This window comes from Ruegeria pomeroyi DSS-3, from assembly GCF_000011965.2.
GTDB classification, from domain to species: domain Bacteria; phylum Pseudomonadota; class Alphaproteobacteria; order Rhodobacterales; family Rhodobacteraceae; genus Ruegeria_B; species Ruegeria_B pomeroyi.
In genome coordinates, this window is sequence record NC_003911.12 from 1,712,030 (window position 1) to 1,724,393 (window position 12,364).

Here is a 12,364-nt window from a genome sequence, read left to right on the forward strand (position 1 = left end):
GCTTGCGCCCCTAGAACTGTCCCTCTTTTGCGGGCTCGGTCCGGGCAGCGCCCATTTGCGCCCTGCTGCGCAAGGCTTCGCGAAAGGCGCGCGCCCGGCTGCGGGCGCCGGGAATGGCGGTCTTGTCCTTGAGGATCAGTTTCAGCCCGCCATCCCGCTTGGGCTGCACCTGCTGCACATGGTCGAACGCCACCCAATAGGATTTGTGCACCTGCATGCCCGCGGTCTTGTCCAGCGCCTTGACCAGCGAGCCGAAGCTTTGGCGCACATGCGATTTTCGGCCGCCATGATGGACAAAGACGTAATGCTCGTCCGCCTGAATCAGGGTGATGTCCTTTGCGGCGATGGTCTCTCCGTCCAGCATCAGCTTGGGGTCGGGGGCGGGGCGCGGGATGCCGGCAGGGGCCGGCCGCTGGTTGCGCGCCCGCGCCAGCAGCGGCAGCACCACCACGGCAAACAGCAGTTCGAACCCGAGATGGACGGCAAAGGCCAGCAGGACGATCATCGCCGCCGCCATCGGCGTCCAGATGTCCAGATCAAAGACCCGGGCATAGATCCACAACATCGGGATATCGTTGCACAGAACGCCCAGCAGACCGATCAGTGGCACCGGCAGGTCGATACCATCCCGGGTCATCCGGCCAAGCCGGATCAGGACCAGACTGAGGCACAAGAAAAAGACCCACAGAAGCGCCCCCATCCCCAGCCCCAGCGCAATCGCCGCCAGCCAGCTGACCGGCACGTCCAGCATGAAGATGGACAGGGTCCGAACGATACTGGCCGAGAACACGATAATGAACACGGCGATCGGGCAGGTCATCATCATCAACGCCGCGCGGCGGTCGAGCGAAACGGTATCGCCATTCAGAAAGCGGAGCGTCAGCGGTTTGGTGAGCTTCATCTTTGCGGCACAAATATCTTGTTCAGGGCGCGGTGGCGCCCTGGCGGGTCGGGTTTCGGTGTCACGTTTAAGGCTGCTCGTTACGTCACTGGAATACCTAGATAATCACGACGCGATGACATGCCAGTCACGTTCGTTTGAGAACAAGGCGCGCGATCGTATCCGAGTCGCCGGGCGACGCCACCGGTCATGATCATGACCGGTGGCAGAGTGTCGTTTCACGACGCGGCAAAGTGCTGAACCCACCGGTCATGACGGATGGGCTGTTGTGCTGCCAGGCGGTGCCTAGCCTTTGCCGGGCGCACTGGGTGGGGGCTCAGATCGCGCCAGCGCAGTCAGTGCCGATGTTTCCGATGTGAGGCGCCCGAACCGGGCGGCTGTTGTGTCCCGATCGGCACTGACCCGCTGGGGGCTTACAAGGAAGATTATCCATGCGGAACTCCATTTGGCTTTTTCTTGGCGCAATCGCGCCCGAACGGGCAATGCAGACCGTGCCTGCCCGGCTGAGCGGGGAAACTTACGAACCCGAGGGGTTTGTGCGCGTCACGCGCGATGTCGCCGCGCCCGAGACGGTTGTGCCGATGAAGCTGACCTATTCGGGGAACGGCGGCGATCCGGTCACGGCCGAGACATCGGGCGCAGTGCCGGTTTCGGTCGAGGCGACCTTTGCCCGGGGCGCCTCGCGCGAAATCGCCGGGGGCACGCTGGTCTCGCTGTCCAATGGCGATTTGTTCTATGCGCCTCCAGCGGGTGACCCGATTGCCTCTGCCCCGGCCCAAACCGGGACTGGCGGTTTCCGCCAGATCGAGACCCTGCGCCTGACCGGCGCCGGGGACCCGGGCGCGGTCACCCTGGCGAGCCTTGGATTTGTGCCGGAAACCCCTCTGGTCGCAGCGGACAAAGGGCCGGACATCATCGAGGAGATCGACCCGCGGGGGTTGCTGTCGGACGGAACGATCAGCGGCACCGGTTTGGCGGACCGGATCAACATCAGGTATCTCGGTGACCGCGACGGCGATGTGGTCGACAATCTCGACGCCATGGGCCTTAACGGCGAACTGCCAGAGAGCGATGATGACCTGATCGACGCCCTGGGCGGGAACGACACGGTCGAGTCCGGGCGCGGCCATGACACGGTGATGGGCGGCGATGGAGACGACTCGATCGACGGCGGTGCCGGCGCCGACAGGCTGTTGGGCGGCGAAGGGGCGGATACTCTGGACGGCGGCATCGGCGCCGACCCTTTGACGCCGGTCTATCAACAGGTCACCTCGGTCAACCAGATTCTGGACGGCGTGAACAGCCGACCGGATTTCGGGGTGACCACGACGACCAATGTGACGAATGTGCAGTTTTTGTCTTCGGGCAACGTGATCAACGGATTTCATATCGGAGTTGATGTCTCCATAAGCGGCGCCAACAGCCTTGCCCGAGAGATTCACAGCCATCTAGCGTCGTCACAGGTGGCGGGTGCCCGTATCGTTCTGAACAATCTTGAAACGACTGAAAGAGTGACTGTCTCAATTGATGGCCAGGTGATCGACCTGAACACGGCCATCGCGAGCGGAACCGTGGAGTTTGACGGCGCGGGCGTATACGTACTCGATAGTCTGGGACGCATTGTCGGGACCACCGACGACGACAGCGTGACGATGAATGTCGAGTTGACGCTGGCATTGAAGCAGCCGTTGACGCGCCTTGATATCGACTTTGAAAGCCTTGTTCCCTCCTCGGGCACAACGGGCGCCGTTTATGCCCTGTCCTTTGACACCAACCCGGTGGTGGCGCCGCGCGTGTCCACCGCAAACGACACGCTCTTTGGCGGTGTGGGCAATGACCTTCTCATTGGCAATGATGGCGACGACTCGCTGATCGGCGGTGACGAAAGTGACACGCTCGATGGCGGTTCAGGCGCTGACACCCTGTTCGGTGACAATGAAGGCATCACGAGCGCTCGCGCTGACGGCAATGACCTTCTGTTTGGCAATGATGGCGACGATTCGCTGATCGGCGGAGGGGGCAGCGACACGCTCGATGGCGGCTCGGGCGCCGACACCCTGGATGGTGGCGATGGCAACGACTCGGTGCTTGGCCAGGCTGACGACGACTTGGTGATCGGCGGTCGGGGAAACGACACGCTTGATGGTGGTTCAGGCGCTGACACCCTGGACGGCGGCGTTGACAACGACTCGGTCCTTGGTGGTATCGGCAATGACATTCTGTTTGGCCAGGCTGGCGACGACACGCTGATCGGTGGCGATGGCAACGATTCGATCCTGGGCGGCATCGGCAATGATTCCCTGCGCGGCGGCAACGGCGACGACACCCTGTCCGGGAGCGATGGCAACGACACGCTGATTGGCGATTCTGGCAGGGATTCGCTCGTGGGCGGTGCCGGTGACGACTCCCTGCAAGGCGGTGCTGACGCTGACACCCTGGTTGGCGGCACCGGCAATGACAGCTTCTTTGATGGTGGTGGCGACGACCTTGTGCTCGGCTCCGAAGGCGATGATCTTTTCTTCCTCGGAGGGGGTCATAACACGATCGGCGATTTCGGCTTTGACAGCGGGCTAAAGAACGACGGGAACCAGAGCAACAACGATTTCGTCAACCTGGCGATCAACTACAACCGAACCAGCTATGACGCGGCGGTTCTTAACGGCGATATAGACCCGAGCGTGATCCGCAACCCGCTGGAGTGGTTGCGCGCCGATCACGCGGATGACGGCGTGCTCAACGATCTCGCCGCGGGGTGGACCGCGAACAGCACTCTGACGCTCAGCAATGGCGGCGCGCCGGTCGATCCCGGCCAGCTGACCTTCGATACCACCAACGTGACCTGTTTCTGCCGCGGCACGCTGATCGCCACCGCCGGGGGCGAGATCCCGGTCGAGAAGCTGCGCCCGGGCGACCGGGTGATCACCCGCGACCGGGGCTATCAGCGCATCCGCTGGATCGGCGGCACCTCGCGCGAGGCGCCAACAGCGGTTGCGCCGATCCGAATTCGCACCGGGGTGTTGAAGAATACCCGCGACCTGCTGGTCTCGCCCAATCACCGGATCCTGATGATGGGCCCTATGGTCGAGTTCTATCTGGGGCATAGCGAGGTTCTGGTCGCGGCCAAGTTCCTGGTCGATGGCCGGGCCATCGTGCAGGAGCCGCCGGGCCGGGTGGACTATTACCACATGCTGTTTGACCAGCACGAACTGGTGCTTTCCGAGCAGGCCTGGAGCGAGAGCTTTCATCCCGGCCGGGTCGGTTGGTCGGCGCTGTGTGACGAGACGCGCGCGGAAATCCTCGACCTGTTTCCAGAGCTCGACCGCGAGTACGGCGATCTGGAGAACTCGACCGCGCGCTATGTGGTGGACCGCCACGAGGCGCTGGTCCTGCAACAATCGCTGGGCGCCTATGGCATTCTGCAAAGGGAGATGATGGCATGTTGAACCGGGACCAGGCGCAGCCTCGCCGGCAGATCCCTGACACGGCAGAGCAACACAGGCTGCCCGCCGGATACGGCCGGGCCTATGCCGTCACCGGCGAAGACGATCCGCCAACATCCTCGCCCCGCGTGGCGGGCGCGGTGCTGCTGTTCCTGGGTGGTGTCCTGGGGGCCTGCGCCGCCGGGGTGGCGATCCTGACGGGCGAGGGGGTGGGGCGGGCTGTGCTGCTCTACTTCGGGGTCTCGCTGGTGCCCTTGGCCGTGATGCTGGTGCTGTCCCTTGTCGCGGGCCGGAAACGGCGCCCTCCCGGACCGGGCGTCGCGGTCGACTGCGATGCGACCGGTGCGGCGCGCGCGGCGTTTGTGCGCAACCGGCGCCGCCGTATCCTGATCGGGTTTGTGCTGCTGGGCACTCTTGCCGCGTTCACGCTGACTGAAAGCGCGGTCATCCGGCAGGGGATCGTGCTGCTGTGCGCCGGGTTACTGCTGCGCCGGTCACTGGTCGGGCGCATGCGCAAGCCGTCCGGCGTGCCCACTGCCCCTGATCGCGACCCTGACACGGCAACGCCTGAGGCGGGCAAGACCGCATGGTGATGGAAATCCATCGCGAGCGCGCAGCCATCCTGGGGACCAAACGCAACGAAGACGATGCTCGCGTGTTCGCCCGCGTCAGACTTCGATTCAGCCTCGCCGGACAACAATCCGCCGAGACGAGCGCAATCGTGGTCAGTGTCGCGGTCACCGCCGAGCGGAACCAGCCCTGGCGCCGGACCCGTCGCCAGATCCTGGCCAGCGCCTGGCACTGGCTTGAGCGCTATTTCGATGGTGCCAGTCTGGAGGCAGGAGACAGAAACCTGTTTTCCGACGTGTTCGAGGAACAGCCCTGGCAGAAAGGGTCCAGCCTGTCGCCGACGCAGGAACGGGGCCTGCAACGGGACCTGCGCCGGATCGCGCGAGAGCACGCGGTCTGACGGGTGATGCGGCACGGCAGCGGGTGCCGTGCCGCACGGGATCAGGCGGAAAACCCACCGTGTACGATTTCCAGCTTGTTGCCCCAGGGGTCGCGCAGATAGGCGGCAAAGACTCCCGGAATCGGATAGGCTTCGCGTGGACCGGGCGCGCCTTCGTCCGTCGCTCCGGCCGCCAGACCGGCGGCATGACCTGCTGACACCGCGTCGCGGCTGGGGGCGGCGAAGGCAACATGCGCGCCATTGCCCGCGCTGGCCGCTCCGCCGTCAAAGGGCGACAGCAGCAGGAACGCGACACGCTCTCTGCCATAGGCGGCAAATCCCTCGCCCGAGGCGAGACAACTGATGCCGAGGTTCGACAACAGGTCGGTATAGAAGTTCTGTGCGGCCGCAACGTCGGGCACGCCAAGGCTCAGGTGGTCGATTGTGGTCATGGTTGTCCTCACTAGGTTGTCCAGAGTGATCGGTCGGACCGGGTCCGCCGAGCGGGGCCTGTGGCAGGCCGGGTCCGCCACCTTCGATTGCCGCAGAGCGTCTCGTGTTGGAAGACCAACGCGTCCGGAGTTTCTGCCGGATCGTCCACTGTCTCCGGGTGCGACCGGATCACTGCAACTGGCTGTCTGTCGATCCACGCCGATCGATGCCGCCGCGCGCCTTGAAGGCGCCGTTGCGTTCCTGTTGGCGCTCAAGGCACAGTTTCATCCCCGGATCGCCTGGCGCCGCGGCCCGGTGTGCTCCTCCTTGCGGTCGGCATCTCGCCCGCCGGCGCGCGCCGGGGCTAGCTCTGCGCGATCAGATCCTCGGAGCGGACCCGCACGCCCAGCGCGTCCAGCTCGGCCACCAGCCGGCTTGCCGCGGCGGGTTTCGTTGCCGCCTTAATTGCGTCGAAACGCGCGCGCAGGTCTGCCTTCTCCTTGCCCTTGCAATCGTTCCAGGGCCGCCCCTGCAAGCCCATCACCAGCACGTAATAGCCGATGAAATGCGGCCGGGTGCCGGTGGCCAGCAGGCGGGCATAGGCGGCATCGGCGCCCAGCGCGCGCAGCTCCTCGGCCGAGTGGATACCGGCGCGGGCGCAGGCTTCGTCCATGGCGGGGCCAAGATTGCGGATCGAGGAAACGGGATCGGTCATGGCGCCACACTAGCCCCGGCCGCGCGCCATGTCACCGGCCCTTGTTACCGATGCAGGGAACCCTGCGCGCGAGCGCCGCAGGCGGCGATCTGGAATGCGGGCGCGCGCCTCTCTATCGTGTGACGTAGACCGCCACGGCCCGGGTGATCCTGCAACCGCCCGGGCCGGGAGAGCGACGGGGAGCGGCGAGGCAGTTCACGGGGAGGAATGTGATGAGCGAAACGGTAATGCAAACCCAGATCGGCAAGCTGGACCTGACGGCGCCGCCGCCCGGGTTTCTGGAAAATCCGTTTCCGTTCTATGACGCGCTTCTGGCCCATGCGCCGGTGCTGGCGCAGCCGGACGGGTCGGTGCTGCTCAGCCGGCACGCGGATCTGGACCGCATCTATCGCGACACGACGCTGTATTCCTCGGACAAGAAGGCGGCGTTTGGTCCCAAGTTCGGGGTCGGCTCGCCGCTGTTTGAACATCACACCACCTCGCTGGTGTTCAACGACCCGCCGCTGCACACGCGGGTGCGCAAGATCATGACCTCGGCGCTGACGCCGCGTGCCATCGCGCGGATGGAACCGGGGCTGTTCGAGACGGTGGATCACCTGCTGGAGGCGATGGCCGGGCGCGACCGGGTGGACCTGATCGCCGATTTCGCCTCGACCATCCCGATCCAGATCATCGGAAACCTGCTGGATGTGCCGATGGACGAGCGCGGGCCGCTGCGCGACTGGTCGCTGATCATCCTGGGCGCGCTCGAACCGAAGCTGAGCGCCGAGCAGTTGGCGCAGGGCCAGCAGGCGGTGACCGAGTTCAAGACCTATCTCGAGGATCTGGTGGCCCGGCGCCGCGCCAGGCCGGGCGACCCCGAAACCGATGTGCTGACCCGGCTGATCCGGGGTGAGGGGGCCGATCAGCAGCTGTCGGAAATTGAGCTGCTGCAGAACTGTATCTTCATCCTGAACGCCGGGCACGAGACCACGTCGAACCTGATCGGCAACGGGCTCGCCTTGCTGCACGACTATCCCGAGGAACGCGCCCGGCTGCTGGCCGATCCCTCGCTGCTGCCATCGGCTGTCGAAGAGATCCTGCGCTTTCGCTCACCCAACCAGCTGGGCAATCGCGAGACCACCGCCGAGATCGAGCTGGACGGGCGGCGCCTGCCCAGGGGAACCAACCTGCATCTGTGCATCGGGGCGGCCAATCGCGACCCGGCGGTGTTTGACGATCCGACCCGGTTCGACATCGCGCGCAAGCCAAACCGGCATCTGGCCTTTGCCGGCGGGCCGCATGTCTGTGTCGGGCTGACGCTGGCCCGGCTCGAAGGGCGGATCGCGCTGGGCCGGCTGCTCGAGCGGTTTCCCGACTATTGCCTGTTGGAGGGCCGTGTGCCCGGCGGGCGCATCCGGTTTCACGGCTACGCCGAGTTGCCTGCGCGCCTGTGAGCGGGCAGGGCCGGCTCAGGCGCCGCGCGGCAGGGTCAGGCGCGCCTCAAGGCCCGGCGCGCGGTTTTCGGCCTCGAAGCAGCCGCCATGCATGCGGGCGATGGCGGCGACCAGCGCTAGGCCCAGACCCGAATTGCCGCCCGTGCGCGACGGGTCGAGCGTGACGAATGGCTCGGCCAGGCGCGACAGGTCCTCCTCGGGGACGCCGGGACCATTGTCGCGCACAGCCAGCACGATGTCCGTGTCGGTTTCGGAGACTGTCAGCGAGACCCTGCTGTCGGCAGGCGCATAACGCAGCGCATTGTCGAGCAGGTTGGACAGCGCCTGTGCCAACAGGGCAGGGTGGCCGGGCAGGGGCGCGGCCTCGGCCTCGACCGTCAGCGTCACGCCGGTCTCGGCGGCGAGCGGTTCATAGAACTCGCCCAGATTTCGGGCCAGTGCCGCCAGGTCCACCGGCTCGAATTCCTCGCGCCCCAGTCCCGCCTCGGCGCGCGAGATTTCGGTCAGTTGCGAGAAGACCCGCAACAGGTGATCCACCTCGGCCAAAGCGCGGGCGCCGTCGGCGCCGCGCTCGTCAGGGTCGCGGTCGGGGTCGGTCAGCGTCTCGACCCGCTGGCGCAGCCGCGACAGTGGCGAGCGCAGGTCATGGGCGATCGAATTCGAAGTGGTGCGCAGGTGGCCCACCAGCTCCTCGATCCGGTCCAGCATTTCGTTCAGGGTTGCCGCCATGCGGTCGAACTCGTCCCCGGTGCCGCGCAGCGGGATGCGGCGGCCCAGATCGCCCGAGACGATCTCTCCGGCGGTGCGCGAGATGTCCTTGAGCCGCGAGAACACCAGCCGTGTCAGCAGCCAGCCGGTCAGCAGGCTGAGCGCCAGTGCCGCCAGCAGCGCCAGCCCGACCGAGCGCAGCAGCACCCGGTCGAATTGCCGCCGGGCCGAGGCGTCGCGCCCCACCAGCAGCCCCTCGCCGCCGGGCAGGCGGATCGAGGCGGCGGAGACCGGTACGCTCTCGCCGGATTCGGTGCGGATCAGATCCAGTTCGATCCAGCCGCTGCCCGCGGTCACACCGGGCGGCCAGCGCACCAGATTGCCCGCCAGCACCGCACCGCCGCGATCGGTCAGCAGGTAAAGCGCGTCGCGCTCGCTGGCGTCCTGGCTGCGCCGCTCGATCGCGGTCAGCAGGCCGATGACACCCAGCCGCTGGTATTCATCCGCCAGCCCCGCCAGCTCGGCAGTCACGACCGAGCGGGTCTCGCCCGCGATGGTCCGGTTGGCGGTGACATAGACCAGCGCCAGCACCGCAACCGTCATCGCCGTGCTCAGCACCATGCTGAGCAGCACCAGCCGGGTGCGGGCGTTTCGCATCAGGACCAGCGGCTTAGCCATCGGAGATCATGTAGCCCGCGCCGCGTACCGTGGTGATCAGCGGCACCTCGGCGCCCTCGTCGATCTGGCGGCGCAGCTTCGAGATATGCACGTCGACGATATTGGTGTTGGGGTCGAAATGGTAATCCCAGACCCCCTCCAGCAGCATGGTGCGGGTGATCACCCGGTTCTTGCGGCGCAGGAAGAATTCGAGGATCTGGAACTCGCGCGGGGTCAGGGTGATCTCGCGCCCGGCACGGGTCACCTTGCGGCGCATCAGGTCCATCTCCAGATCGCGGCAGGCCAGCACCGTGGCCTCTTGCGTGTCCTGCGGGCGGCGCAGCAGTGCCTCGACCCGGGCCAGCAACTCCTGAAACGAGAACGGCTTGACCAGATAGTCGTCGGCCCCGGCACGCAGCCCCTTGACGCGCTCGTCCACCGCGCTCATCGCCGTCAGCATGATTACCGGAGTGTTCAGCCCCGCGGCGCGGACCGACTTGATCAGTGCCAGCCCATCAAGCCCGGGCAGCATCCGGTCCAGCACCATCGCGTCAAAACCGCCATCGGTGGCGTGATAAAGCCCCTCGCGCCCGTCCCCGGCACATTCCACGGCAAAGCCTTCCTCGGCAAAGCCTTTGGCCAGGAACTCGCGAGTTTCGGCGTCATCCTCGACGATCAGCACACGTCGGCTCATCTCAATGGTCCTCTTTTGTGATGGATATACAGGGGCTGGGCAGCAAATGCACGTGCCGGGCGCGGATGGGACGCGCCCGGCAGATCCGGGTCCGAAAGGCACTGAACGCGGCCCGGATCCAGACCCGGCGCGCCGGGGGCGCCGCCGGGTCAGCGACCTGTGGGTCAGGTGATCTTGACCGCGAGGAAGATCTGGTTGCCGCCCCGGTTGATCAGCATCAGCGCCGGATCGGTCTTTTCGCTCTCCAGCGCCTTGGCCAGTGCTGCCGGGCTGATGGTATCGCTGCCGCCCAGCCGCAGGATCACGTCGCCCGGGCGCAGGCCGGCGCGGGCGGCGGGGCCATCGGGCGCGATATCGGTGATCAGCACACCACCCGTGTCGCTGTCCAGCCCGGCGCCCTTGCGGGCCTCGGCGCTCAGCGGGGCGACCGTCAGGCCCAGGCCGGGCGCGTCGGCGGGGCTGTCGGCGCTGGCCGGGATCACCTCGGCGCTGGCCTGATGGGTGCCGATGGTGACCGCGATATCCTGCGCCTTGCCATCGCGCATCACCCGGATACTGGCGCGGGTTCCTGCCTCGGTCGCGCCCACCAGCCGGGGCAGGTCGGCGCTGGTGCGCACCGGCTTGCCCTCGAAGGCGACGATCACGTCACCGGGGCGCAGGGTCCCGTCCGAGGGGCCGTCGGCCACGACCTCGGACACCAGCGCGCCGGTGGTCTGATCAAGCCCGAGTGCGGCGGCGATATCGGCGCCAAGGTTCTGGATCGAAACGCCCAGCCAGCCGCGATCGACCTGACCGTCCTCGCGCAGGTCCGAGATTACGTGATCGACGATGTTCGAGGTGACGGCAAAGCCCAGTCCCACCGAGCCGCCCGAGGGTGAATAGATCACCGAGTTCACGCCAACGACCTGACCGGCCATGTTGAACAGAGGTCCGCCCGAATTGCCCTTGTTGATGGCGGCGTCGGTCTGGATGAACTCGGCATAGGGTCCGTCCGAGATATTGCGCCCCTTGGCCGAGACGATGCCGGTGGTCACGGTCGAGCTGAGCCCGAACGGGTTGCCCACGGCCACTACATCCTCGCCCACGCGGATGGCGTCGCTGTCGCCCAGCGAGACGGCGGGCAGCGCCTCGCCCGCCTCGATCCGCAGCAGCGCCAGATCGGTCAGCGGGTCGGTGCCGACCACCTGGGCGGTGAATTCGCGGTCATCGCTGAGGCGTACGGTCACCCGGTCGGCGCCGTCCACCACATGATTGTTGGTGACGATATAGCCCTCGGAATCGAGGATGAAGCCCGAGCCGAGCCCCTGACGCGGGCCGCTATCGGGCATCGGCATGCCGCGCGGGCCGCCGAACTGGTGAAAGAACTCCTCGAACGGGGTGCCCTCGAAGGGAGAGGGCTGGGCGCCGGTCGGGCGCGGCGCCGCGTTCTGGCTGGCCAGCACGGTGACCACGCTGGGGGCGACCTGTTCGACCAGATCGGCCAGCGCCTCGTCGGCGCTGACCGGCAGGGCCGCGCTGCTCAGCAGCAGCGCACCCAGGGCGGGGGCGGCGGCCCAGGCGGGCAGCGAGGGGGTCAGTTTGCGGGACATGCGAATGCTCATCTTGGTCTCCTGTCTCTGGTCCGGTCCGGGCCGGGTTCGAGACAGAGATAGCCGCGCATTCTGAGGCCGGGCTGAGCCGGGGATTAAGATATGTTAATCCGATGTCGCCACCGAAGAGGCCGGTTCCGCGCGCCGGGCGCCAGACGGCTGTGGATAAATTGAGCTTGATTCGAGCAAAACTTGCGTTTGATTGTCTCTGATCCTTCACAGAAGACGGTTCGGCACAGCGATTGGACACAGGTCCCCGGTCAATTGCGGCGAAAATGAGGCAAGGGTTCCGGGCGATCAGCTGAAGGCCACGGGTTGCGTACTGTTCTGAAAAACGAAACAAAACCCGGCAAAGGGTCACGCTGCCCACCCAAGCTTTTCGAGACGGGACGAGAAAAACAAGGGGAAAATCGGGCGGTCGCGTATCAGTCTGCTGAAACAATTCTCAACCACAGGTGGAGTCACTACACCCCCAAGCCAAGCCTGATCGGGGCGCCGTCGCGGAATAGGGCGAATTTTAGACCTTTTTTCGCTTTGTCCGTCACAAAGCCTCCGGTAATTATAGATGCAGCCCAACTGGGGGGGCGATGTCTGTTGGTCACGGGGGCGACCGCACAACTTGGCGTCTTGGAAGACGTGAGAAGGATGCGCGTTCGCGCAACGGCTTGTGTGTCGTTTGTGGCGAAGATCTGATCGGTGCGCTGTTGCGTATCGAAACGACGCTGCTTGGCGTTTCGCCAACTTTCTCCGCCTGATCGGGATCACAAGCGGTGTAGTCGCAATTGACCCTGTACATCGTCCAGCAAACGTAGGTTTTCGCGTGGGGACGCGGTCGGTGCAGGT

At 65.9% G+C, this 12,364-nt stretch carries 10 protein-coding genes; 4 read left to right on the forward strand and 6 right to left on the reverse strand.

What is annotated here, in order from left to right:
• Positions 1-10: 10 nt before the first annotated feature.
• Positions 11-901 carry a LytTR family DNA-binding domain-containing protein gene (locus tag SPO_RS08220; RefSeq protein ID WP_011047353.1) on the reverse strand — a complete coding sequence of 297 codons (891 nt, stop codon included), beginning with the start codon at positions 899-901 and terminating at the stop codon, positions 11-13.
• Positions 902-1,332: 431 nt separating this feature from the next.
• Between SPO_RS08220 and SPO_RS08225 the strand changes: the two genes are divergently transcribed.
• Genes SPO_RS08225 through SPO_RS08235 form a run of 3 tightly spaced genes read left to right on the forward strand, consistent with a single transcriptional unit; the run spans position 1,333 to position 5,311 of the window.
• The gene (locus tag SPO_RS08225; protein WP_011047354.1) at positions 1,333-4,344 is read left to right on the forward strand and encodes a Hint domain-containing protein; all 3,012 of its coding nucleotides are present in this window, start codon (positions 1,333-1,335) and stop codon (positions 4,342-4,344) included.
• Positions 4,338-4,934, forward strand: a complete 597-nt coding sequence (locus SPO_RS08230; protein ID WP_011047355.1) for a hypothetical protein — start codon at positions 4,338-4,340, stop codon at positions 4,932-4,934. Before SPO_RS08225 ends, SPO_RS08230 begins: the two co-directional genes overlap by 7 nt.
• Entirely contained in the window at positions 4,928-5,311 is a 384-nt protein-coding gene (locus tag SPO_RS08235) for a hypothetical protein (protein WP_011047356.1), read from the forward strand. The genes SPO_RS08230 and SPO_RS08235 overlap by 7 nt, the downstream gene beginning before the upstream one ends.
• 41 nt (positions 5,312-5,352) lie before the next feature.
• Here the strand turns inward: SPO_RS08235 and SPO_RS08240 are convergent, their stop codons facing one another.
• Complete coding sequence (locus SPO_RS08240) at positions 5,353-5,742, reverse strand: VOC family protein (RefSeq protein ID WP_044028118.1); 390 nt, start codon at positions 5,740-5,742, stop codon at positions 5,353-5,355.
• 344 nt (positions 5,743-6,086) lie between these two features.
• Positions 6,087-6,437, reverse strand: a complete 351-nt coding sequence (locus SPO_RS08245; protein ID WP_011047358.1) for a TfoX/Sxy family DNA transformation protein — start codon at positions 6,435-6,437, stop codon at positions 6,087-6,089.
• 212 nt (positions 6,438-6,649) lie between these two features.
• On the opposite strand from SPO_RS08245, the gene SPO_RS08250 reads away from it, so the two are divergent.
• A complete protein-coding gene (locus SPO_RS08250) occupies positions 6,650-7,873 on the forward strand; it encodes a cytochrome P450 (protein ID WP_044028120.1) in 1,224 nt (407 codons plus the stop codon).
• Between the two features lie 15 nt (positions 7,874-7,888).
• Here SPO_RS08250 and SPO_RS08255 read toward each other — a convergent pair whose 3' ends face one another.
• The 3 genes from SPO_RS08255 to SPO_RS08265 all read right to left on the reverse strand — a co-directional run bounded on the left by SPO_RS08255 (position 7,889) and on the right by SPO_RS08265 (position 11,533).
• A complete protein-coding gene (locus SPO_RS08255; protein ID WP_011047360.1) occupies positions 7,889-9,259 on the reverse strand; it encodes a HAMP domain-containing sensor histidine kinase in 1,371 nt (456 codons plus the stop codon).
• Positions 9,252-9,932, reverse strand: coding sequence for a response regulator transcription factor (locus SPO_RS08260; protein ID WP_011047361.1), 681 nt, complete (start codon positions 9,930-9,932; stop codon positions 9,252-9,254). The genes SPO_RS08255 and SPO_RS08260 overlap by 8 nt, the downstream gene beginning before the upstream one ends.
• Positions 9,933-10,096: 164 nt before the next feature.
• Positions 10,097-11,533: a DegQ family serine endoprotease gene (locus tag SPO_RS08265; protein ID WP_011047362.1), complete on the reverse strand. Its 1,437-nt coding sequence runs from the start codon at positions 11,531-11,533 to the stop codon at positions 10,097-10,099.
• Between the last annotated feature and the right edge of the window lie 831 nt (positions 11,534-12,364).